Raw genomic sequence first — 25095 nt, 5'->3', positions numbered from 1 at the left:
GACATGGAAAAAAAGAAAAAGAACGTATTTGTAGAGGGAGCTATTTCTCCTGAGTTTATAGCAAACTCTATTGCCAAACACCAAACAAAAACGACAATTGGTGCTCACGATATTTTTTTGGGGCAAGTGAGAGCCGATGAGATTGATGGAAAAACTGTTTCTGCTATCGAATATTCTTGCTATCAAGAAATGGCAGAAAATTCACTTCATGAAATCAGAGAAGAAACTTTCTCAAAGTTTGATGAACTGACTTGTATGCACATTTACCACAGTTTAGGGAAGGTTAAAACAGGAGAAATTTGTCTTTTTGTCTTTGTTTCATCTAAGCATCGCACTTCCGCATTTGAAGCTTGCCAATATTTGGTAGAACGTATCAAAAAAGAAGTGGCGATTTATGGAAAAGAGCTTTTTGAGGATGAGTCTTATGTTTGGAAAGAAAATACGAAAGCCTAATGGTTGATATTACACACAAAAATACAAGCAAACGTACTGCTTTAGCTGAAGCAACAGTTGTGGTCAGTAAGCAAGAAACAATTGATGCCATAAAAAACAGAACTGTACCTAAAGGCGATGTTTTGGAAATGGCAAAAACGGCAGGACTTTTTGCCGTAAAAAGAACTTCAGATGTTATACCCGACTGTCATCCACTGCCCGTAGAATATACTGGTGTAGATTATGAAATTGAAGGACTTTTTGTTCGGATTTTGATCACAGTTCAGACCGTATATAAAACAGGTGTGGAAGTAGAAGCAATGCACGGAGCTTCTGTGATTGCACTTACAATGTATGATATGCTTAAGCCAATTGATAAACAAGTAGAAATACAAAATATCAGATTGGTGAAAAAGAAAGGTGGGAAATCAGATTTTAAAGACAAATTTGATAGAACACTAAAGGCTGCTGTTATTGTTTGTTCGGACAGTATTTCGGCAGGGAAAAAAGAGGATAAAGCAGGGAAAGCAATTTGTGAAAAATTACATTCTTTAGAGGTTGAAACTCCAATCTATGAGATTATTCCTGATGAAAAAGATCTTATAAAAGAGAAAACATTAAGCTATAGCAAAGATGGTTTCGATTTGGTGATTTTTACAGGAGGTACAGGACTTTCACCTAGAGATGTTTCTCCCGAAGCTATTGAACCTTTGTTGGAAAGACGAATTCCTGGAATGGAAGAGGCAATCAGAAGTTATGGACAAGAACGGATGCCGTATGCCATGCTTTCAAGAAGCCTTGTGGGAACGATCGGTGACACTTTAGTAATGGCTTTACCAGGTTCTACAAATGGTGCTAAAGAGTCAATGGATGCCGTTTTTCCTGCAGCACTTCATGTATTCAGAATTTTTAAAGGAGCTCAACACGACAAAATCTCCTAACATAAACTAACTACTAGACGACGAAAATTTATAATGGTGAATAGCTCCATCTTTACAAAATCTTTAGAAGACACTTTTGGCAGAAAACATGATTATCTGAGGCTATCGGTTACTGACCGTTGCAATCTCAGATGCTTTTATTGTATGCCCGAAAATGTTGAGTTTTCACCTTCTGAAGAATTGATGCAGACGGATGAAATAGAGGCAATTTGTCACGACTTTGTAAAGATGGGAGTTCGTAAAATCCGTATTACGGGAGGGGAACCATTAGCCAGAAAAGATATAGATGATATACTTTTACGTTTGGCTAAAATGCCAGTCTCATTGCACATGACAACAAATGGCGTTTTAGTTTCCAAACATCAAGAAGCATTACTTAAATCTGGAATAGAAAGTATTAATGTCAGTCTAGATTCTTTAAACCCTAAAGGTTTTCATCATATCACAAGGCGAAATGACTTTGAGAAAGTGATGGAAGCCATTGAATGGTTGAAAACAACTCCAATCAAAACCAAAGTAAATGTGGTTTTGATGCGAGGAGAAAATGATCATGAAATAACGGATTTTGCAGATTTTGCCATACAACACAATTTGGATGTCCGTTTTATTGAATTTATGCCATTCCAAGGAAATGAATGGTCTATCAATAAAAGAGTATCCCACCAAGAAGTTGTGAGCATCCTAGAAAATCATTTAGGAAATAAACTTCAAACGCTAGCTCATCAAGCTCACGAAACTTCCACAAATTTTAAAATAGAAGGAACATCAGCAATAGTAGGTCTGATTAGTACTGTTTCCCAACCTTTCTGTGGTGATTGTAATCGTCTGAGATTAACTGCAGATGGAAAAATGAAAAATTGTCTTTTCTCAGATTCAGAACTCGATCTTCTTTCAGCATTCAGAAACGGAACAAGTATCCAACCGATAGTCAGAAAAGGAGTCATGAAGAAGAGAAAAGAAAGAGGCGGAAAAGACTTCAACGCTAAAGCTGATAGAGAAAATAACCGTAGCATGGTTCGTATTGGAGGATAGTATGGATTTTAATCAGATTTGTTTTTGTGCAACTACATTTTGTTTTTGTGCAATACCTTCATTTTTTTATATCCTACCTTTGAATTATTAAATACTAAAACGTTAGTAATTTATATAGGCATTACCACTCTTTTATCATAGAGAGTTTGGAATTCCTTTTAGACCTAATATGAACTTGTATAAGTTATTAAATCATATAACAAACTATACATTAAGAAATAATCTGCTATCAATCAGAACCTAAGCTTATTTTGATATTGAATTATAAAACACTACAAAATATATTATCCTTTAATGGAAGATAGATAGGTTAGGGTAAAAATATTAAAGAAAAGTATAGATCATAATATATAGTAATAAATGCGAGATAGAGGATTTTTTCATTGAAAATTTTTTCTTCTGAAAATAGACTGGTCGTTGGTTCGAGTTTTAAACTTGATTTATTTGACGATCAATCATGAAGATATAACTGAAAGTCAATACTAATAGTATTGGCTTTCTTTATTGCTATATCTTATAAAATGTTAATATAGATGATGGGAGTTCATATAAATTTGAAATGGATTGTATTTTAGAATTTCTACTTTTTTAGAATAATACCTACAGATTTTTTACAATTATTTGAGTTATACATCTCACTTTATATCATGGAAATTTTTGAGTTTGAGCAGATATTTATGTCTGAATCTTTAGACATTATTAGTCGTGATTTGGGGATAGAAATTTGGGATAAAGAAAGACTAGAACATAGTTCACCGACACATGACTATAAAATTAACTTATACAAGCAAATTGAAGGGGTTGAGATTGGGACTTTTGATTTAAGGGTTGAGGATGAACATTTGCTAGTAGGAAGACCAAGTCGTGATTCATATTACTCCTTCAGATTTATGTTTGATGGAGTGATGTATCAAGAAAAAGTGGGAGAAAAAAAAGTAGCTTTAGGAGACGATTCCCTTTATAGTGCATCTTTTTATGATACTCGTAATGATATGAGATTTTATATTCCTCCACACTCAAGGTTACGTTTTGTAAATATTGTAATTACTCATTCGTTTTTTGAAAATGTAATAGAAAGGTATTATCCTGGTTTAACTGAATTAGTGAATGAGTGTGATGATTGGTTATTGTTCGATCCTCTTAATGTAAATATAAGGGAGTCTCTTCGAGAGATTTTTGAAGAAGAAGCCGATGCGATATTCCATTCAGGCAATGTACATATGAGGGGAATGGAAATGATGAATACCTTTATCAATGTCTTGAAAAGAAATAGTCAAGAAAAAGGAATTATATCAACACAAATTGACCCTGATAATATTCTCAATCAAATAAAAGATGAATTAAGTCAGAACTTGGCTAATCCTCCAAGTATGAAAGAACTTACAGAGCGTTTTTCTATGAGTTCTGAAAAGTTGAGGACTAGTTTTAAAAGAACATTTGGTCTTCCTCCTCACCAGTACTTACTCAATTTGAGATTTTCAAAAGCCTATGAGATGGTGACTCAAACAGATGAACCTATGAGTAATATAGCTTATACTTTAGGTTTTACCCATCCAAGTCATTTTAACAGAGGTTTCAGAAAGCAATTTGGTCTTAGCCCAAGTATTTTAAGAGAAAACTATAAGAAAGAACAACTGGAAGCAAAAGGTAAAACATTACCATTTTTCAATTCAGGTTTGATGTTCGGATAAAGAAGATAATTAAAAAAGGTCTAGTCAATTAATTTTGACTAGACCTTTTAAGTTTATACTATAGATTCCCTATACTTTTTCAGGAACTTGTTCGAACTTATCTGCAGCAGCCCCTTTGTATGCTGGACGTGGAACAAGGTTTAACAAGTCAAACATCGCTTTATCCTTGTCTTCTGCTGGGTTTGGCGTTGTTAAAAGTTCATCACCAGCAAAGATAGAATTTGCACCAGCCATGAAACATAATGCTTGCTCAGAAACTGGCATTTCATTTCTACCAGCAGAAAGACGAACCATCGCTTTTGGCATCAAGATACGAGCAGTAGAAATCATACGAATCATATCCCAAACAGGAACTCGATCATTTCCTTCCATTGGTGTTCCTTCAATAGCGACAAGTGCATTTACAGGTACTGACTCTGGATGTTCTGGCAAGTTAGATAGAGTGAATAACATACTGATACGGTCTTCCTCTGTTTCACCCAAACCAATGATACCTCCAGAACAAACTGAAATCTTAGCTTTTTGTGCATTCTTGATTGTTTCAATACGGTCATCGAACGTACGAGTCGTAATTACTTTGTCGTAGTATTCTCTAGAAGTATCGATGTTGTGGTTGTAGGCATAAAGTCCTGCTTCTTTTAATTTTTGAGCTTGCTCTTCGTTAAGAAGTCCTAGTGTTGCACAGACTTCCATTCCCATACCGTTGATTTCAGATACCATGTCAAGTACTCTGTCAAAGTCACGGTTATCTCTTGCTTCTCTCCAAGCAGCACCCATACAGAAACGAGTACTTCCGTTTTCTTTTGCTTGTTTAGCTTTTTGTAAAACCTCATCTGTAGGCATTAACTTTTGAGGTTTAACATTGGTTGTGTACTTCGCTGATTGTGAGCAGTAACTACAATCTTCTTTACAACCACCAGTTTTAACTGATAATAAGGTACAAACTTGTACTTCACTAGATTTGTGAAATTCACGATGTATACTTTGTGCTTCATACATCAAGTCAAAAATAGGTTTGTGATAAATCTCGCGGATTTCTGCTTTGCTCCAGTCGTTTCTGATAATTGATTTCATATTCATGATATTTTAAAGTTTTGTCTATCTGGATCGCTAGCTTCCCCAAAGGCAAAGCGATTAAGGCTTCCTTTGGAATAAGGATGCTTAGAAAGGTTTAGAAAAAAGATGATTTGAAAGGGGAAAAGTAAAAGCGGGAGGAAGTAGTAATAAAGTGCAGACTGAAAAAGTAGCAATAGGCTTGGGCTTTTGAGCTGGGAAGCAGAGGCACAAGCAGATTGAGCTACTTTAAAGTCTAAAAGTAATTCTATTCCTAACAGTTCTAAGATATCAGGGGGTGGAGTATGTTCATGATCTGTTTCATGACTATCTGTATTTGTTGTTTGGGCAAACGAAAGCTGTGCTACAGCTATAGGCTGAGCCTGTAGTAGATCAATAGATAATCTACTGATTCGCACCTCTTTTTTGAGCGTGTGAAATAATGCGTAAGACTTTCGTGACCAGCGTTTGAAAAAAAACATACTCAATTTCTGTTATCCAAAAATTTGTGCTTTGTCTAACAAAAATAAGAAAATATATTAAAGTCGCACCCTCATTTGTCTACGTCTTTCTTGAATGGCAACCCAGCAACCTATAGCCATAATAAAACATCCTGCCCAAAGAATATTGATAAATGGAAAGACAACGGCTTCCATAACAATGTATTCTCGTTCTTGAATACCGAGAACAATGGTTTTGTCTTCTGTTTTTAATTCTTTGATAGTGAAGTTGATATCTAGTTCTGGGAGATTTACAGTTTTTGTCATGACTTGTGAAGAATCTCGGATGATAAATAATGGCTTGATATCATAAATTTCAGAATCCTCTGACATTTCACGAATGTTAATATTTGCTTCTACTACAATGTCATTCTCTCGTAATCCGAGTTCTTCTTTCTTTTTGGAGTCTTTTATCAGATATATTTCTCTGAAAACACCTCCTATATTTTCATGTCTGAATTTGTCTCCCACAGAGATCGTAACTTTTGATTCAGACATATAATCATCTAATATGGCAAGCGAGTCAGAAGTCTCCATATCAGCCCATTTGATATGTGTAAAAACATCGTGGCTCAAAAAGTGCTTTGTACCAGGCTCTGCTACATTTCCAAATTTTTCGTTAAGCTGAACAAAAGGATTTAGTGAGAAAAGAGAGTCGCCTACAGAATAACTTCTGGCACTTTCATCGAAAATTGCTTCGTAATACCCCACATCAAAGTAGATGTTTACACCTTTTTGTTTTTTCCCTCTATAGGTTACAAAATAGTCTCCCATAAGGAGCGTGTCATATTTTGATAGTAAAATATTCTCTTTGTTATTGAATTGCTCACTTACCAATTGTAAGTCTTTCCCAGATGAATTTGCTGAAATTTCTTTACTTCCAGAGGTTGAGAGTGTAGCTCCTAGCATAATCATCCCGAAACCAATATGTGCAATAGCTGCTCCAGCATTTTTCATTTTTCCTTTCAATACGCTATTTACATAGTGCCAATTGGCTGTAATCGCAAATATTGAAGAGAAAACGAGTAAGAGGTGCAGGTTATGTGTTGGGGTGAAAATAGGAAGGAAGAAGAATAGTAAGCTTATAATAGCCGCTACAAATAGTGGTTTTAAGATCTGAGTAAAGAAATGAGAAGCATTTGTATGCTTGTATTTCATAAATTGAGTAATCCCAATCAAGAAGGTTACTGCTATTGCAAAAGGAGCTTGCCACGCATTGTAGAAATGATTTCTTTCGGCTAAATCTGTGAAAGCATCAAAGCTAGTATTGAATAAGCCATTGATGACAGGAATAGAGGTTGTAACTGAAATCTGTATCGCGGAAATGGCAAGAAGCATGGTTCCTAAAAACATCCAAAATTCTCTAGACCATAGTTTTTCTTCTTTCTGATCTTTAGAAAAGTGTTTTTCATAGCCCACTACCATAAATGCAATTGTTCCGATCAAGAAAGTCGAGAATGTAATTGTGGTATTTTTCGATAAAATATAGGCTATACCAATCAGTACACAGAAAGTAGCATATAGTTTCTGTAGTTTGAAGTTATTCAAGAGAAAACCTATAGAAATGCAGAAGATCAAAAGGAGATAAACCAAGAGCTGCCCGAGCATACCATCACCTGTGAAGGAGTGAACAGAACTTTCGCCTAAAACTCCACTTCTTGTTAAGAATGTAGAGTACCAAACTAGGATGAATGACATCATGGCTAAAAACAAGGCAGAGTATGTACTACTCCCTTTTTTATCAGCAATTAGCATACAATGACCTGCCCCAACTATGATTAACCAAGGAACAAATGATGCATTTTCAACAGGATCCCAAGCCCAAAAGCCACCAAAACTTAAAGCTTCATATGCCCAAGCACCACCCATCAGAATACCAACACCTAAAACCATAATTGCAAAGTACGTCCATGGCAAAGCAGGCTTGATCCATGCTTTGAATTCCTTTCTCCACAATGCTGCTATAGCAAATACAAAAGGTACTTGAGTTGCAGCAAATCCTAAAAATAGAGTAGGAGGATGTATAACCATCCAATAGTTTTGAAGTAATGGGTTTAATCCTGTTCCATCCTGTAGGTTCTCAATTTTTGCAATGTAATCTGACATTTTAGCCCAAGGCATTATCATATTGTCGGGTAACTCTCTGATGAGCATAAAAGGGCTTTCACCAATTCTGAGATCACCTACATATACCCCGAGTAAAAGCGAACTCAGTAAGACTTGGATGATGGCAAAAATGCTGAGTACATATGGTTGCCAAGAGTTTTTTTGTTTACTGAGAACTACTCCGATCAGTCCAGTCCAAAAAGTCCATAACAAGATACTACCTTGTTGCCCACTCCAAAAACAGGAGAAAATGTAACGAAGGGGCATCTGATTATTGGAATATTTCCACACATATTCATACTCATAATAATGATTGAAAATCATTGAGAATAGCATCAGTGCGGTTGAAACAACTGCTATGAAGTGAAGTCTAAAACTTACAATACCCCATTTTCTCCATCTGAGGTCTTCCTCTTTTTTTGAACTCGCTTTTATAAAGTATATAGCTGCAATTAAAGCTGAGAACAATGAGAAAATAACCATACCATGACCTAAAATACCAATTAGGGTATGTTCATTTTCATAGAAGTTAAGATTTTGGAGAGCCTTTATGGTATTCATAATGAGTAGCAGAAGTAAAATATCGTGAATTTGGGTACCTAATTATTGGTTGAATTGCTGTTCTTCTTGGTATTTTGAAGGGCATTTCAACAAGACTGTTTTAGCATAAAAAGCATCTCCTTTCGCGATACCCTTTACTACAACATCTTCCGATCTTTCAAAGTCCTGTGGTTTACTTTGATTGAGGTAGACTTTGACTTCTTTCCCCTTTTTATCCGTCATAAAGAAAGTAACCATATTCGGATCAACTTGAGGATTATATTCTATTGGTTTTGACTTATTCAATTGCCCTACAATCGTAAAAGGCTCTCCCTCATCTGCAAAAGCTTCATTGAAGTTTGCATATTTTCCAGTAGAAGATGTGGTCGAAAGAATCATTGCACATGCTATCGCAATTATACAGATTAATACTACATGTGTTTTTCGCATACAACAGGTTGAATTAAGCTTAGAACTTACTAAATAAACAGAGTAGAGGAGAAAATGAATCCTACGTAAGATGTTCCTATAAACTACATGATATCACTGTGTTTAAGAGAAGGTCTAATAGGATTTTTTAACAAGAAATGAATAACATCAAGAAATCTGTTGTTCTAGGATAAAGTAGTGTGTAAGCACGTCCACTGACAGCTAGTACAATTACAATTCTATAGTGGAATCTATTCGGGTGTTATTATGAAATTACTGAGATACTTTACTCCTCCAGATCCTTGGAAAATCCCTGTATTTGGGCTCTTGGCGGCTTTATTGGGTTTGGGAATTTATACCTTAAACATAGCCAATGCTTTTTCTTATTTATCTGATGAGCCAGAGGTCTGTATAAACTGCCATGTGATGAATCCTCAATATGCAACTTGGCAGCATAGTTCTCACCGTGAAGTTGCAAGCTGTAATGATTGTCATGTTCCTCAAACAAGTGTTTTCGAGAAATATTGGTTTAAAGCCAAAGATGGTTTAGGACACTCATATATGTTCACTTTCAGACTTGAGCCTCAAGTGATTCAAATAAAGTCTGAAGGAGCTCAAACAGTTCAAGGAAACTGTGAACGTTGTCACGAACAACTGATTTCAGAAGTGAACTTGGCTGACAATGAAGAAATATTTCATGGTGATGGTAAATATTGTTGGGACTGTCACGTAGAGACACCTCACGGGAGTGTAAGAAGTTTGAGTTCAACACCACAGGCTCAAGTTCCGAACCTTGGAAGTCCCGTTCCACAGTGGCTAAAAAAATTACAAGAATCTGAATAAATAAATCTAATTACTTATGAGCTTAAAAGACACCGTCGAGAAAAAACCTTGGGTAGGATGGGTTTTATTCCTGCTTACAGTAGGTGTAGTTTATTTATTAGGGGTATTTTCTTCGACCATCGTAGAGCGTAGAACCGAATCATCCTTGGTCAATAAACCGAAGATTAAAATTAATAATCTAGAACCTAGAAATGAGGTTTGGGGAATTAATTATCCTAGGGAATATGAAACATACATGGAAACCAAAAGTATGGACTTCAGAAGTAAGTACAATGGTAGTGCCATGATTGATATGTTGGATGAATATCCTGCACTCGTAATTCTTTGGGCTGGTTATAAATTCTCTCAAGATTATAATCAAGCAAGAGGACACTATTATGCTGTAGAAGATATTCGTAATACACTTCGTACGGGTGCACCTATGAATGGCAAGCATAGTCCGATGCCAAATACATGTTGGACTTGTAAATCTCCTGATGTACCTCGTAAAATGAAGGAAATAGGTATTGCAGAGTTTTATAGTGGTCATTGGGAAGAAAGAGGTTCAGATATTATAAATCCGATTGGTTGTGCTGACTGTCATGATGAGAATACAATGAAGCTCAAAATCACAAGACCAGCACTGATTGAGGCTTTTGAAAGACAAGGTAAAGATATTACGAAAGCCACTCATCAAGAAATGCGAACATTAGTTTGTGCTCAGTGTCACGTAGAATATTACTTCAATAGTGATAAGCCCAAAAAAGGTGTTCCTTACCTTACTTTCCCATGGGATAATGGTACCACAGCTGAAGAAATTGAGGAGTATTTTGATGACATTAACTTTAAAGATTATACTCACCAATTAAGTAAAGCACCAATCATTAAAGCTCAACATCCAGGTTACGAGACTTATACGAAGAGTATTCACTACCAAAGAGGAGTTTCTTGTGCCGACTGTCATATGCCTTATAAATCTGAAGGCGGAGTGAAGTTCACTGATCACAAAATTCAATCTCCACTAAATAATATCGCAAACTCTTGTCAGGTTTGTCACCGAGAAAGTGAGGAAGACATTCTTAAAAGTGTTTACAATAACATGGATAGAGTGCTTCATAATAGAGGGAAATTGGAGGAGATATTGGTTAAAACTCACCTAGAAGCAGAATTCGCTTGGAAGCAAGGGGCAACAGAAGAACAAATGAAAGATGTTCTGTTGGATATTCGTCATGCCCAATGGCGTTGGGATTATGCAGCTGCAGCGCATGGTGCGGCTTTCCATGCCCCAGTTGAGATTCTGAGAGTAGTTGGTACAGGTATCGAAATAGCTCAAGAAGCTCGTATGAAAATCCGTTCTGTACTTACCGAGTTAGGATATACTAAAGAAATTCCTATTCCAGATGTTTCCACTAAAGAAAAGGCTCAGAAATATATAGGGGTAGATTTACCGAAGCTTAGAGCAGAGAAAAAACTGTTCTTAGATACAGTCGTACCGAAGTGGTTGGATGAAGCTGAAAAGAGAGAGTCTAAAATGCCACAATACGATCAAGCTGTAAATGCTGAGCCAAAATCTAAAGAAAAAGAGCAAACAGCATCAATGCTTAATAAATAAATAAAATGTATCTCTTTGCGTAACAAAAAAGCCAACACAAAAGTGTTGGCTTTTATTATATCTCAAACTATTTTACAATTTATCAGAGTTTCTTCAATGTGTCATTTAGACATCATCTTCATCTAGAAATTCTTGTACTTTTTGGACCATCTTTGGTGATCCAACATAAAACGGTGTACGTTGGTGAAGCGTTCTAGGTTCTATATCCAATATTCTTTGCTTTCCATCTGTTGCAAGTCCTCCTGCCTGTTCTACCAAAAAGGCTAAAGCATTGCACTCATAAAGCAATCGTAATTTCCCGTCAGGATGCTTTTCAGTAGAAGGGTAAAGGTAAATTCCTCCTTTCAATAAGTTTCGGTGGAAATCTCCTACCAATGAGCCAATGTAACGCCCAGACCATTCGTTTTCTTTACAATACGTTAAGTATTTCTTGATTGATGGTGAAAAGCTGTTGTAGGCTCCTTCATTGATAGAAAATATACTTCCATCTTCCTTGATCTTCATATCTGGGTGAGACAAGAAGTACTCGCCAAGAGAAGGCTCATAAGTAAAGCCATGAACACCGAAACCGGTCGTGTAAACAAGCATAGTTGAAGATCCGTAAAGGATATAACCTGCTGCTACTTGTTCTGTTCCTTTCTGAAGCATGTCATCTATTGTAGGAGGTGTTCCTAGTTCAGACTTTCTTCTGTAGATAGAAAAAATGGTTCCTACCGAGACATTGACATCAATGTTTGAGGAACCATCCAAAGGATCAATCGTAACAACATACTTGGAATCATGATTTCCTGTATCAATCACGTCTTGCGATTCTTCAGATACAATTCCGCAAGTTTCACCTCCTTTGGAAAGCGCTCTACTAAAACGGAAGTCTGCAATTACATCTAGCTTTTGTTGTTGTTCTCCTTGAACATTTTCACCTCCTGCTTGTCCTTCAATACCCGTAAGTCCGGCACGGTTGATTTCTCTGTTGATAATTTTAGAAGCAAGAGCGATATCTCGGAGTAGCTGGGACAATTCTCCAGTGGCATATGGGAATTGTTCTTGTTTTTGTGCTATGAAACGATCTAATGCTGTTCCCACAGGTGCAGTAAATTGTTCTAACATTCGTTGAAAAGCGTGCATATTGGTTTTTGGTTGTTCAGTAAGTAATCGGTTGTGTAGTTTTTTTAACAGGTAATCTATATAAATGTAAAAAATACATTTAACGCAAAGATAAAAGGGAATTTTTCAAGCCCAAACCTCTTTAAATATTAATTTTTTTTATAAATACATTCTAACCTTTTGATAGGCTGTAAAGGGATTTTAAAATTAGTTATTAAAAATTTTCAAAGTTCTCAACTTGTCCAATTTTCATATCAGATTGACTGATTTTGTCCTATTTATCAAAGAAAGAGTCAATAATTGGCATAAACTTACCTTTCTTTTTAGTGATAAAAACAGGAATATCTAAAGAGATATCTAGGAATTTTTCGGTTGAAGAACCCAGCATCCATTCCACAAAAGCATCTCTACCGTGTGAGCCAATCACCACAGTTGATGCATCTAGTTCATGAAGGGTATGAGTAAGTGATTTTTCAAAGGTTTCGTATTGAGGTTTGAAAATTGGTAAGGTTTCAATCTTAACACCTTTGGTATCTATTTTTTCGAGCAAAGCATCAAAGTTTTTCTGAATATTCTCTTTCATGATGCTATTGGTCTCATCGTAAGAATGTCCTACGGTAGTGTAACCAACAGGTAGTTCATAAAGGTGAATGGCAGATAACTTGGTGTTTTCGTTGTGCCTTGCTACATTAATTCCAATTTCGAGGGCATCAATTGAAGATGAAGAGAAGTCAACAGCAACAGCAATATGGTCTAATTTTTCTGGGATGTTCTCAGGAACTATGAGTACTGAACAATGGGCAAATCTGGCTACTTGGCGAGATTTTACACCTTTTCGTTTAAGTTTTTTACCGAATATGATGAGGTCAACATCCTTTTTCTCACTGAATTCAATCAGTCTTTTACTCATACTTCCTTTCTCGATGTGAATCTCATATTCTTTCTTTCGCTCTTGTTTCTCCCATATTTCTTTGAGCTGTTCTCTGATCTCTTCTTCCAAATCTACATCGCTTGGCCCCATGAGCAATGGAGATAAGCCAGTGATTTCATCAGGTATGATTTCGTTTTTGGTAACATGCAAAAAATAAACTTTCTCTACGGAGACCATAGGTTGTAATTTATAGAGATTGTTAAGCAGAATGCGATCCATCTCGCTACGGTCTAAGGCTACCAAAATATTCTTAAAGTCATACATAAAGCTCAGCAACTGTTGTTATCATTTATTTAACAACGCTTTAAAGTCTTTCATTCCTTACATGGCTGATGCTTCTTTAAGTTGTATGGTTGCTTATTTGAATAGTCTAATATTTGTTCTGTTTTTTGAAAAAGCTATGTATGGTTGTGCATTTTACTTCTAGAAAGTTCTTCTTAATTTAGCAGCTTAGTATTGGCTTTGTTTTTTAGGGGATCGTGTAAATTGGATTACACAAATTATTTGTAGCTATGGCAGCGGATGTTTCAAATTTTATAGCAAAACGAATTAGTGATCAGAAGGTAGGGAATTTTTCTTCCTTGATCAGTCGAATTGCTGTAGGAAGTATTGCATTGGGGATTGCAACATTGCTGTTGTCGTTTACCATTTTTGAAGGTTTTAGGGCCACTATTCAAGATAAAATATTTGCACTTTCAGGACATATTTTGATTGAGAAGTTTTCTTTGAATCAATCCATGGAAGAATCTCCAATTGACCTCAATGATAGTGAGCTTTATTTGGCAAAAGATACTATTTCTGAAATTGAGCATTTACAGGTCTTTGCTCATAAATGGAGTATTCTGAAACATGAAGAGGAAGTAACAGGGATTTTACTAAAAGGTGTTTCGCAAGATTTTGATTCGATAAGATTGCAAGGGAGCTTGGTTGAAGGCCGTTTCCCGAATCTTGCGTCTGATAAATACTCAAAAGAAATTGTGGTGAGTAGGAGGATTGCGGATAAAATGGGATTGAGTCTCGGAGATAAAGTCATTTTATTTTTCATCCAACAACCACCCAAAGCTCGTCCATTACATATTGTCGGAATATATGAAACAGGTATTGAAGATTTTGACGATCGAGTAGCGATTGGTGATATCAGACTTGTACAGCGAATAAATGGATGGAATGATAATATTGTAGGTGGTATGGAGATTTTCGTGAGTGATTTCGATCTATTAGATCAAGATTATGAAGCCATCTCAGAAGTCACAGATTTAGACCTTATACCAATAAAGATTTCAGAGGAGTTTTCGCACTTTTTTGACTGGTTTACTATGCTCAACAAGAATGTGATTGTTTTTATGTCGATTATTCTTGTTGTGGTGCTTTTCAACATCATTTCCATCACACTCATTCTAATTATGGAAAGAACTAACATGATTGGAAGTTTGAAGGCAATTGGGGCAAATAACTGGCAAATTCGAAAAATATTTATGTACAATGGCTCTCGTATTTTGCTAAAGGGACTTTTACTGGGGAATGTTTTAGGTTTTACTTTGGCTTTGCTTCAAAAGTATGGAAAAATTATTCCACTTGATCCAGAAACGTATTATATGAGTTATGTCCCGATTACATTTAAATGGTCAATAGTGATAGGTGTAAATGCATTAGTAGCGATATTGGTGATTGCTATTCAACTTATTCCGACGTCTATTATTTCAAGGCTATCACCTATTAAAGTCATTAAGTTTAGCTAGTGAATTAGCCATCCAAATATAATTTTTGTAAAATAGTTAGTGACTTCATGGTATTATGCTGAGTCACTAACTTTTTATTTTCTATCTATGAAACCATCAATTTGTATAGTAGGAGCAGGTCCAGCAGGTGCAATGGCCGCTCTTTTTTTAGCAAAAGCAAATGTCCCTTGTATTTTAATAGATAAGGCAGTTTTTCCTAGAGATAAAGTCTGTGGAGATGCTTTGGGTGGTTTCGTTCCTTCAGTGCTTAAACAATATTCTGAAGATTTACTTTTAAAATTCAGACAACAAAGCACTAAAATAGATTGCTTTGGAGTAAAATTCGTTTCACCCAATCTTAAAGAAATTCAGATTCCATTTGCTCTGCCCGACGGACAATCCGAAGGTTTTGTAAGCCCGAGAATGGATTTCGATCACTTTTTGATTGAAGAAGTAAAGAGCCAATCGCTGATTACATTTTTAGAAGGATGGGAAATTTCATCTTATTCTAAAATTGAAAATGGTTGGGAGTTAGAAAATAAAGAAGGAGAAAAACTTACTTCAGCACTTGTAGTTTGGGCAAATGGTGCACATTCGCAGTTTTCAAAAAAAGAAGCCAATATACAAGTTGAAGCAGAGCACTATGCTGCCGGCCTACGAATGTACTACGAAAATGTAGTCGGTTTTGAAGAAGGGAATATGATCGAACTTCATTTCTTAAAAGATATCTTGCCGGGCTACTTATGGGTATTTCCATTACCAAACAATAAAGCGAACATTGGCCTTGGTCTGAGAAGTGATTGGGTAAACAAAAGAGGAATTAACATCAAAAAAGTACTTGATGAATACCTAAAAACGGCTCCTCATTTAAAAGATAGGTTCAAGGATGCAAAAGCTTTAGAAAAAGTAAAAGGGTATGGTTTACCTTTAGCCAGCAAGAAACGTAAAATTTCTGGTGAAAGATTTATGCTTTGTGGAGATGCGGCATGCTTGATTGACCCTTTTACAGGAGAAGGAATAGGTCATGCAATGTACAGTGGGAAATTTGCAGCTGATCAGATCTTAAAATGCATAGAACAAAATAATTTCTCAGCTGAGTTTATAGCTCAATATGACAAGGCTGTTTATCAGAAACTAGGCAAAACATTTAAGCTAAGTACGATGATGCAAAAACTTGCTCAACATGCTTGGTTACTCAACTTTATTTTCAACAGAGCTAATCAGAGTAAGAGTATTCAAAATACAATTATGAGTATGCTCGGCAATGTTGATATTCGCAAAAACTTCAAGAACCCAATGTTCTACCTCAAATTATTATTCGGAAAATAAGCAGATGGAAATTTTTTACCATCATCACACACTTTTTCACCTTTAGGCACGTGGGTCTAAGTCCGTTCTTTGTAACATACTAAAATCAAGAAGAACAATGGATTTACTAAAAAGCCCCACAAACAAAGTATTACGTAGCATGTCTCTTCCTGTAGGATTCGGGATGCTTTCTACCATATTATTCCAAGTAGTAGACACCTATTTTGTCGGCACTCTAGGCGCCGAATCACTCACCGCATTAGGATTTGCCTCTACGGTATATTTCTTATTGGTCGGACTATTTATCGGACTTTCTGTTGCTGTTTCCATCATTCTTGGAAAGGCATTTGGCGAAGGAAATCCCATCGAAATCAAACAAATATCTACACTTTCTGTCATCATTAGTTTTGTAGTCGGACTTGTATTTACGGCTATAGGAATCAGCTCTATTGATAGCGTTTTCAGTTTATTAGGTGCAAATGCTGCTCTGATAGCAGACATTAAAGCTTATATGGTTCCACTTTATCTAGGAATGCCATTACTATCTGTGGGAATCGTTGCAGGCTCTATTTTAAGAACCAAAGGAATGGCAAGTAAGCCCGAAATTGTATTCGGAATAGCAGGAGTTATCAATCTCATTCTCAATTATGTCTTAATCTTCGGAAAATTCGGATTTCCTCAAATGGGCATTCAAGGAGTTGCCATAGGCACTGTCGTTTCTTGGGTTTTTATTTTTATCTGTATGGCTATCTTTTTATTTCAAGAAAGACTTTTAAGTATTTCTTCAGAAGATTTTTCAGCCTATAAAACAATTCTTCAATCACTTTTCCAACTAGGATTGCCTTCGGTTTTAACCCAACTCATTTCACCATTTACACTCATGTTAGTCACTTTTCTTTTAGGAAAAGTTAGTGCCGATACAGTTGCTTCTTTTGGTGTAGCCAGCAGAATAGAGACTTTATTACTTATCGGAATTATGGCAGTCTGTACAGCTTCTACACCATTTATTGCTCAAAACTTTGGTGCAAAACTGGTTCAACGTATCGAAGAAGCTATCGTTTTTGGAGGAAAAGCATCATTCTACCTTGGCGCAATGGCAGCAATTGTTTTATACCTTTTTATCAAGCCTGTTGCAGGTATTTTCAGTGAAGACGAGCAAATTATAGCAACAACTGCCAACTATTTCTATATCGTAAGCTTGAGTTACATTTTTCATGGCTTATACCTTGTGACCATCGCAATTTTCAATGGCTTACAATTACCTCAGAAGGCTCTACGAATTATGCTTGTGAAAACTTTCGGACTCACTTTACCTCTTACAATCGCAGGATATTTTTTCGGAGCACAAGGAATTTTCATTGCCTTAGGATTAAGTAATTTGTTAGGAGGACTTTATGCTGCTTATGAAATGAGAAAAGAGCTAAAAAGAGTTGGTTCTAGTCTCAAAAACAGAAACCCTGTCACAGATATGATGAGCGACTTTAAACTTGCAAAAACTAACTAATCACTAACAATCTTACTTAGCTAAACCATGAAAAAACTACTATTAGCACTTTTACTTTTCCTCGATATTCAAGGAATTGTACAAGCTCAATTTGGTCCTATCAAAAATCTTAGATACCAAGACGATTTCAGTGATCTAAAATCGGATTCGATACAGGCAAAAGGAACTGATAAATTGAAATTTATTCCTATCGGGAAAAATATAACACTCTCTTTTGGTGGAGAAATACGAGAATGGTATGAGTTGCGAGTAAACTCTAATTTTGGAGATTTACCACCAGAATTTATCGAAGATAAAAACGGGGTTATCCAACACCGAATCATGCTTCATGCAGATGCTTGGTTTGGAGAAAGATTCAGAGTTTTTTCTCAACTAAATAATACAAATGAGTTTGGCTCTCCTAATGAACCTATTTCTGAAATTGTAGTAGATGGTCTCGGTCTTCATCAACTTTTCGGGGAGTTTCACTTTGATGTAAAAGACAGTTCTCACAGCACATTTGTACGTTTAGGAAGACAAGAGTTTGATTTTGGAAATGGCTTATTAATCTCCTCTAGAGAAGGCCCAAATAACCGATTGGCTTTTGATGCGGCAAGTTTCATTTACAATAATAAAAAATTTGATCTTCATCTTTTTGGAGGCACACCCGTCATCATCAACCCAGAAGTTTTCGATAATACCAGAATCGAGGAATACTTATGGGGAAGCTACCTTAATGCTCGAAAACAGAAGGATATCAAATTAGATCTTTACTACTTTGGTTTCAAATCAGAACGGAGAAGCTTTAATTGGGTAAATGGCGAACAAACAAGGCATACTGTAGGCACTAGAGCTTGGCATTATTCACCAACGTTCAGACTTGAAGCCGAAAGTATGTACCAATTTGGCAAATTCAATGATTTGAAAATTAATGCTTTTAACTTTTCAGCAGAACTGGCTTATGTATTTGATAAAGTATTTCTAAAACCTAGTATTGGACTAGCTGGAAGTTATATTACAGGCGATCAGAATAATTCAGACAATGAATTGAATACTTTTGACCCACTCTACCCAAAACCTTTGTTCGGCTTTGCAGCCCCACTAGGCCCGAGTAATATCACAAATATTCGTCCTATCGTAGGTTTACAGCCCGTAAAAGGTATGATGATGAATGCTAGTGTATATTTTCTGAGTAGACAAAGTATTGAAGATGGAAATTATTCGCCTGGAGTTCAACAAGTACGTCCTTTTCCAGAATTTGAGTCAGATGCAAAAAGTATAGGAACGCAATATGCGCTAGATATCTTTTATGTCCCAAATCCTCATTTAACCTTCTTAAGCTTTATGTCATACTTAGAGCCAGGCGATTATGTTACTGAAACAGGAAATGGGAAATCATCATTCTTCGTTTCGCTTTCTGCTGCCTACAAATTCTAATGGAAAATATTAGCTTTCTAGTTTAAATTGTTAATAGTCAGTGTGTACGAATGATTTTGGAACTATTTTTTCTATTGGTATTTCGTCTTCTATCAATAAATCGAAAGGTGTAGGGGATTTTTTAATTAACTATCAATTTGAATTAAGACTGAGGAAGTCTGAGTCTATAATCTTATAACATTCTGTTCGAGAGTATTTGAAACTGATTGTTTTTAGTTCCAAATAAGCTCTAATTAATGAATAGATTTTAATGGATAATAACTTATGATAAAGAACTGTCATTCAAACGGTTTTTACTTTTTGAAGTCTAATTCATCATAACTACCAATGTATGCCATTTATCTTACTCGTATTCTTATGTATCTGTATGAATTCCAAGTATGCTTGTGCCCAAGTATTGGAAGAAGAGAAAAAGAAAAAAGAAAAAAATTACACACAAAGTCACCTTAACTTCAATATCTCAGAGAAAGAATCCGTCACAAAAAAACAAAAGGCTTGGGTAAAACCGACCGTAATACCTGCTTCACTCATTTTGGGAGGGTATGCCATTTCTCAAGCAAGTAATATAAATCAGTATGTAAAGGAGAAGCGAGATTACTTTGCTCCCGATTTCAAACATAATTATGATGATTATCTTGCGGGTTATCTATACTTAGTACCCGTTGGTTTGGAAGCAGTAGGTGTAAAAGGAAAGCATAAGTTTTATAGAACAGCAATTGCAGTAGGAGCATCGAGACTTATTGCAGATGTTGTTGCTTATCAAATGAAACGAGGTTTTAATCATACAAGACCAAGTGGTGGAGATCATTCATTTCCTTCGGCTCATACAACTTTTGCATTTGTAGGAGCACACGCAATTCATAAAGAATACGGAGAAGTTCATCCTCTTTACAGTGTTTTAGGTTACACCTTAGCTGCTACAACTGGTGTTACTCGTATCTTAAATAATGCCCATTGGGTAGGTGATGTAGTAGCAGGGGCAGGTGTTGGAATTGGGTCAGTAGAACTTGGGTATTGGCTAACAGGTTTAGCTTTCAAAGAAAAAGGGAAACAGAATCCCGAAGCATATCTGAGTGCTTATGTACCTTCTGATGAAGCAGAAGGCTATTTTGGCTTTAAAACAGCAATGACTGTTCCTTTGGGAGAAATAAGTGATTACTATAAAAGTACAGGATTTGGTTTCGGAATTGAGTCGGGGTATTACATTGGTGAAAACTTTGGTGTAGGCTTGGATGTGATGATGGGAATGTATGAAGTGAAAGATCAGTTTTCTCAAACATCTTTACCGAGTGATGTTCAAGAGAAAGGAATGAGTAGTATTCACGCGACTATCGGTCCTATTTATAGAAATAAGATTGCTGATAAATTGAATTTCGTAGCTAATGCAGGAATTGGTTATGCTAAAATAAATGGAGGACAACTTAGAACTTCAGAAGGAAACACAGATAGCAGCACTGAAGATAGTAATACGCTTTTTGGACATACCAATTCTTCATCTGTAGCTTACCAATTAGGAACAGGCTTAGATTATCAGTTTGTAAAAACTTGGAGTGTAGGTTTTAGGGCTTCTTACCGAGGAAGTACCAAAGGCGTAAAACTAATCGATAAAATAGGAGAAGCTCCAACACCTTCTCAAAGCTATAATCTTAATAGTTTAGATTTTGGAATTAACATCTCTAAGTTGTTCTAATTTGGGATTGAAAGAAAGAAGATAGCTGTATGAAAAGGAGATGGATCAACAGAGGTTCATCTCCTTTTTTATGAAGTATGGATGATGTTGATGAAAAGTTGATTTATAAATGAAAAAGAGAAGAATTCTAAAACCATTTTTTAATTCATCTCAGAATTAGGTCGTAGAATGCAAAAAGTAGCTACTTCTCAAGTAAGGAAGAATGCATTTTGACTTCTAAAATCAGATTACAGCTTCAGTTTACCTATTTTCATTTATGAGATGCATCCTCATTTTTGTTTGCTTACTATTGCCCTCTTTTACGCTTGCCCAAGTTGAATATGACAGCACAATCACTAAAAATAGGAAGAATGTCATTAGGTGGAATATAACCCCGCGAATACTATTTGGAGCCAATAATTTGGTTTTTGGCTACGAACGTGTTCTAGGTAAGCATCAGTCCCTTTCTATGAATTTTGGTGTATTAGAATTTCCGTCATTAGTAGATATAAGAGTTGGCGACTTTCTGATATCTGGTGAAAACAGAAATCGAGGATTTGATTTTGCACTAGACTACAGAAGGTATTTCAAAAAAAGGAATAGAGGTTTACCTCCCGATGGTTTATATATCGGACCCTATGCACTTTTATATACTTTTGAATTGGAAAATTCAATTAGTAGGATTGATGCAATGAATCAGTCAACAGATATTATTCCTATAGTTTCAAAGTTCAATGTATTGAATATTGGTTTTGAACTAGGGTATCAGTTTGTATTCTTCAGACGATTTACGCTTGACTTAATCATGTTTGGTCCGAGTTTAGGATTATATAATGCGACACTTAAGTTGGACAGTGATTTTAGTGGTGATCAAGGTGAATTTTATGATGAATTACAAGATGCCATTGAAGATAAATTTCCGGGATTAGAAGAATTATTGGATGAAGGTATTTCTGCCCGTGGTACTTTTTCTACTTGGACTTTAGGTTTGAGGTATGTTATTCAAATCGGGATTTTATTCTAAATAAAAAATAGGTTACAATTAAGTTTTGTATGAGTAAAAAGCTCAAAAACATCATTCTAAAAATAGAAGGAGACCCCGGAACGTTCTCGTTTGAGCATCGAATGCTGAATATGGGGAGCTTTTTAGCTTGTATTGGCTATTTGACATTTTTAGTAACAAGTCCTTACATTTTTCAACATCTAATTTTTCTCATCACTTGTATACTGAGTTTTGTAGGTTTTGCTACTTTATATTTTTTTACGCGTACAAACCGATTTGTAAAGAATGCAGCTTTTGTATGGGGAGCTTTACTTCTTTTGGGTTTAAATATAGGGTACTTCTTTAGTGATGGATGGAGAGGTCTGGGTTCTACAATGATGTTTATGGTGGGGCTCGCATTAATTTATATGGTTACACCAACGAAGAGTCATAAGTATATTTATACTACCGCGCTCATCAATTATTTAGGCTTACATACTCTCGATTATTTCTTTGATTTGAGCTATCCATTTCTCACTTCTGAAATCGCATATTTAGATACTTTGTTTGTGACATGGTTTGCTTTTTGGGGTTCGTATTCGGTATTACGATTGTCAAAAAGAGACTTTGAAGAAAAGCGTAGAGAGGTAGAAAAGCAGAATCAACAACTTGAAAAAAGTATTGAAAAACAGCAGAATCTAGCAAATGTCAAAGACTTAATCTTAGGTATATCCTCTCATCAGTATAAAACGCCACTTACTATTATCAAGGGAAATCTTGAAATGGTAAAAATGACTTGGAATTCAGACATGGAGCGTAGGGATGAGCTTTTTGAAAAATCAATTTTTAGAATAGAAAGGGCTATAGACCGAGCAAATGAATTGATTCAAGATGTGATGAAATACCATCAAGCAGATGATTTGGAGTTGGAATTAGAAGAAACCTGTATTTTAGGTTTAATTGAATCTTTGGCTGATGAAATTAAAGATGTAGACCCAGAAAAACGTGACGTCACTTTGAAAGTTTCGGGAGACCCTTTTTGTATCGTTGCTGACCCCAAGCAATTAGGGATTGTATTTACAAATCTAATATCAAATAGCTTAAAGTATTCTAAGGGTGCGGCTTCACCAATTATTTCCCTCGAATTTGATGAATCAAAATTAGTTGCTCAGATTCAAGATTTTGGTGTTGGAATAGCTGAAGAGGAATTGCAAAATATTTTTGAGCCATTTTACAGAAGTGAAGATCAATCAAAAACCATTCAAGGAAACGGATTGGGACTTTTTATCACGAAGAAAATCATTCACAAGCACGGTTTTAATATTTCTGTAGATTCAATTATTAATCATGGGAGTAAATTTAGGATTGAAATGCCTAAATTGCCCAAGCCTATTTCAGATGACCAAATTGTAAACGCATAGTTAATAATCACTATTTTCAGGGATTTATCTTCAAATGTTACAATAGAAATGCCATTTTATGCATTATAATATGTGAAAGGGTCATTCAATTATTGTACTATGGATAAGAAAAAATCATTTTCGATTGAAATCAATGTGGATACTGATGAGAAAGTAGAAGCGCTAAAAGAACTTCTTTCTGGGGTTGAAACAGTAGATATCAAATCAGAGAAAAAGTAAAAGAATTTTTTATAAGGTATTTTCACTTTATAACTCACACAAAGTCTGGAAAAGGCTTTGTGTTTTTTGTTTTTAAAACCCTTGAAGATTGAGGGCTTTGGAGGTTGTATCTATAATTCTTAATATTTATTCTTAGTTATCATTTAGAATCTGTTAATTAAATAGGGAAACTATTTTATAGAGGTCTCAGTTTTTTGATGCAGCGTTTAGACCGAGAAGTGTCTTGGAAATACGATCTTTAATTAGGATTATTTCTTGAGAAAATACTAACTTTGGAAGTTGGTTTTTCCACATTGCGAGTACTTTTAGGCTGTTTTCGCTCTCAATTGAAATTTAGTTGTTATGGAAATGGACGAGAATTACGATAATGGGCAGTTTGCTGGAAAACTAAAAACAGATACGGATCATACACAACAATTCAAGGTGAATCAGAAAGAAAAGAGTGTACAGCAAGAGCCTAATTTTGATCATTCAATAGAGGAAGATTTAGAAATCCTAAAATTGACGGTAACAGAAAATCAAGAACTGCTACGTATAGACAAGTTTTTGATGAACCGTTTACCGAATATTACTAGAAATAAAGTTCAGAAAGGGATCACTAGAGGTGAAGTTTTAGTAAATGAGCAAATCGTAAAGCCAAATTACAAGATCAGACCAGGAGATGAGATTGTAATTTATTTACCAGAAAAAGAAGCTCCAACAGATGTCATTCCTCAAGACATTCCTTTAAATATTATATATGAAGATGATCAACTTTTGGTCATCAATAAAGAACCTGGTATGGTAGTACACCCAGGGCATAATAACTGGGAAAATACTCTAGTGAATGCTTTGGCTTACCATTTCAAAGATCTTCCGACAGCATGTAATGGTGAAGACAAACCAGGAATTGTACACCGAATTGATAAAGATACATCAGGACTTCTAGTAATTGCTAAGACCGATCATGCAATGTATCACTTGTCAAGACAGTTCTATTATCATACGATTGACAGAATGTATTATGCACTTGTTTGGGGAGAACCTGAAGAAGATCATGGTACAATTGAAGGATATATCGGAAGGAGCTATACAGATCGTAGACAAAGTATGGTTTATCCTGAAGGTGAAGTTGGGAAGTATGCAGTGACACATTACAGAGTTCTGAAGAGAATGCGTTATGTTTCTTTGATACAGTGTCAATTGGAAACAGGACGTACACATCAGATTCGTGTACACATGAAATCCATAGGACATACACTTTTCGGAGATGTAATGTATGGTGGAAATAAAGTACTGAAAGGAGTTAAAACTTCGAAGTATAAGCAATTTATTGATAATCAATTGGCTTTACTTCCAAGGCAAGGCTTACACGCCAAGACTTTAGGTTTTATTCATCCAACTACTGGTAAATACATGCAATTTGATTCAGAGTTGCCAGAAGATATCCATCAAGTAATGGAGCGTTGGGAGAATTACGTACAATACGACTAAGATTTATTCTAAATAGATATATGAAGGCAAGCCAAGTGGCTTGCCTTTTTTCATTTATACACTTTCAGTTCTCTCTCATTTTCTGACGAGTATTTTTTAACAGTTTGTTTTACCTATTGATTATCAGGGTTAAAAGTGGTTTTTACTTATGTGTTTAATTCTTTTTTATTAACAAACTTGGTTTATTATTTG

The 25095-nt window shown here is 35.6% G+C and carries 20 protein-coding genes; 14 read left to right on the top strand and 6 right to left on the bottom strand.

What is annotated here, in order from left to right:
• The first annotated feature begins 3 nt into the window (after window positions 1-3).
• The 4 genes from BC781_RS03345 to BC781_RS03330 all read left to right on the top strand — a co-directional run bounded on the left by BC781_RS03345 (window position 4) and on the right by BC781_RS03330 (window position 4096).
• Window positions 4-453: a molybdenum cofactor biosynthesis protein MoaE gene (locus tag BC781_RS03345; RefSeq protein ID WP_109615830.1), complete on the top strand. Its 450-nt coding sequence runs from the start codon at window positions 4-6 to the stop codon at window positions 451-453.
• On the top strand, window positions 453-1373 hold the full coding sequence (gene moaCB, locus BC781_RS03340; protein ID WP_109615829.1) for a bifunctional molybdenum cofactor biosynthesis protein MoaC/MoaB: 921 nt from the start codon (window positions 453-455) through the stop codon (window positions 1371-1373). The genes BC781_RS03345 and moaCB overlap by 1 nt, the downstream gene beginning before the upstream one ends.
• Before the next feature lie 33 nt (window positions 1374-1406).
• On the top strand, window positions 1407-2405 hold the full coding sequence (moaA, locus tag BC781_RS03335) for a GTP 3',8-cyclase MoaA (protein ID WP_109615828.1): 999 nt from the start codon (window positions 1407-1409) through the stop codon (window positions 2403-2405).
• Between the two features lie 647 nt (window positions 2406-3052).
• On the top strand, window positions 3053-4096 hold the full coding sequence (locus BC781_RS03330) for a helix-turn-helix transcriptional regulator (RefSeq protein WP_109615827.1): 1044 nt from the start codon (window positions 3053-3055) through the stop codon (window positions 4094-4096).
• 69 nt (window positions 4097-4165) lie between these two features.
• Here BC781_RS03330 and bioB read toward each other — a convergent pair whose 3' ends face one another.
• The 4 genes from bioB to BC781_RS03310 are packed head-to-tail and all read right to left on the bottom strand — an operon-like array spanning window position 4166 to window position 8745.
• Complete coding sequence (gene bioB / locus BC781_RS03325; protein WP_109616574.1) at window positions 4166-5170, bottom strand: biotin synthase BioB; 1005 nt, start codon at window positions 5168-5170, stop codon at window positions 4166-4168.
• A gap of 2 nt (window positions 5171-5172) precedes the next feature.
• Window positions 5173-5631, bottom strand: coding sequence for a hypothetical protein (locus BC781_RS03320; protein ID WP_109615826.1), 459 nt, complete (start codon window positions 5629-5631; stop codon window positions 5173-5175).
• 57 nt (window positions 5632-5688) lie between these two features.
• Window positions 5689-8316, bottom strand: a complete 2628-nt coding sequence (ccsA, locus tag BC781_RS03315; protein WP_109615825.1) for a cytochrome c biogenesis protein CcsA — start codon at window positions 8314-8316, stop codon at window positions 5689-5691.
• A 42-nt stretch (window positions 8317-8358) separates the two neighbouring features.
• Window positions 8359-8745 (bottom strand): cytochrome c maturation protein CcmE domain-containing protein, encoded by a 387-nt coding sequence (locus tag BC781_RS03310; RefSeq protein ID WP_109615824.1) that lies wholly within the window; start codon window positions 8743-8745, stop codon window positions 8359-8361.
• Between the two features lie 246 nt (window positions 8746-8991).
• Here BC781_RS03310 and nrfH point away from each other — a divergent pair, with 246 nt between their 5' ends.
• Entirely contained in the window at window positions 8992-9567 is a 576-nt protein-coding gene (gene nrfH, locus BC781_RS03305; protein ID WP_109615823.1) for a cytochrome c nitrite reductase small subunit, read from the top strand.
• A gap of 16 nt (window positions 9568-9583) precedes the next feature.
• Window positions 9584-11158, top strand: a complete 1575-nt coding sequence (gene nrfA, locus BC781_RS03300; protein WP_109615822.1) for an ammonia-forming cytochrome c nitrite reductase — start codon at window positions 9584-9586, stop codon at window positions 11156-11158.
• Between the two features lie 105 nt (window positions 11159-11263).
• On the opposite strand, the gene fbp is transcribed toward nrfA, so the two are convergent.
• Together fbp and BC781_RS03290 are read right to left on the bottom strand one after the other, a co-directional pair.
• Complete coding sequence (gene fbp, locus BC781_RS03295; protein WP_245935570.1) at window positions 11264-12283, bottom strand: class 1 fructose-bisphosphatase; 1020 nt, start codon at window positions 12281-12283, stop codon at window positions 11264-11266.
• Window positions 12284-12536: 253 nt separating this feature from the next.
• Window positions 12537-13457, bottom strand: coding sequence for a universal stress protein (locus BC781_RS03290; protein ID WP_109615820.1), 921 nt, complete (start codon window positions 13455-13457; stop codon window positions 12537-12539).
• 248 nt (window positions 13458-13705) lie between these two features.
• Here BC781_RS03290 and BC781_RS03285 point away from each other — a divergent pair, with 248 nt between their 5' ends.
• The 8 genes from BC781_RS03285 (at window position 13706) to BC781_RS03250 (ending at window position 24903) form a co-directional block, all read left to right on the top strand.
• On the top strand, window positions 13706-14932 hold the full coding sequence (locus tag BC781_RS03285; protein WP_109615819.1) for an ABC transporter permease: 1227 nt from the start codon (window positions 13706-13708) through the stop codon (window positions 14930-14932).
• An 87-nt stretch (window positions 14933-15019) separates the two neighbouring features.
• Complete coding sequence (locus tag BC781_RS03280; RefSeq protein ID WP_109615818.1) at window positions 15020-16240, top strand: geranylgeranyl reductase family protein; 1221 nt, start codon at window positions 15020-15022, stop codon at window positions 16238-16240.
• Between the two features lie 97 nt (window positions 16241-16337).
• On the top strand, window positions 16338-17723 hold the full coding sequence (locus tag BC781_RS03275; RefSeq protein WP_109615817.1) for an MATE family efflux transporter: 1386 nt from the start codon (window positions 16338-16340) through the stop codon (window positions 17721-17723).
• Between the two features lie 27 nt (window positions 17724-17750).
• A complete protein-coding gene (locus tag BC781_RS03270; RefSeq protein WP_109615816.1) occupies window positions 17751-19139 on the top strand; it encodes an alginate export family protein in 1389 nt (462 codons plus the stop codon).
• Window positions 19140-19470: 331 nt separating this feature from the next.
• Window positions 19471-20829 (top strand): phosphatase PAP2 family protein, encoded by a 1359-nt coding sequence (locus BC781_RS03265; protein WP_109615815.1) that lies wholly within the window; start codon window positions 19471-19473, stop codon window positions 20827-20829.
• Between the two features lie 256 nt (window positions 20830-21085).
• Window positions 21086-21832 (top strand): DUF3575 domain-containing protein, encoded by a 747-nt coding sequence (locus tag BC781_RS03260; RefSeq protein ID WP_109615814.1) that lies wholly within the window; start codon window positions 21086-21088, stop codon window positions 21830-21832.
• A 29-nt stretch (window positions 21833-21861) separates the two neighbouring features.
• Window positions 21862-23211 (top strand): sensor histidine kinase, encoded by a 1350-nt coding sequence (locus tag BC781_RS03255; RefSeq protein ID WP_109615813.1) that lies wholly within the window; start codon window positions 21862-21864, stop codon window positions 23209-23211.
• Window positions 23212-23772: 561 nt separating this feature from the next.
• The gene (locus BC781_RS03250; protein ID WP_245935569.1) at window positions 23773-24903 is read left to right on the top strand and encodes an RluA family pseudouridine synthase; all 1131 of its coding nucleotides are present in this window, start codon (window positions 23773-23775) and stop codon (window positions 24901-24903) included.
• Window positions 24904-25095 lie beyond the last annotated feature (192 nt).

Origin of the sequence: Sediminitomix flava, assembly GCF_003149185.1 — a bacterium.
Taxonomy (GTDB): Bacteria; Bacteroidota; Bacteroidia; order Cytophagales; family Flammeovirgaceae; genus Sediminitomix; species Sediminitomix flava.
Note: the sequence above shows the minus strand (reverse complement) of the source record. Positions and strands in the feature narration are given on the sequence as shown.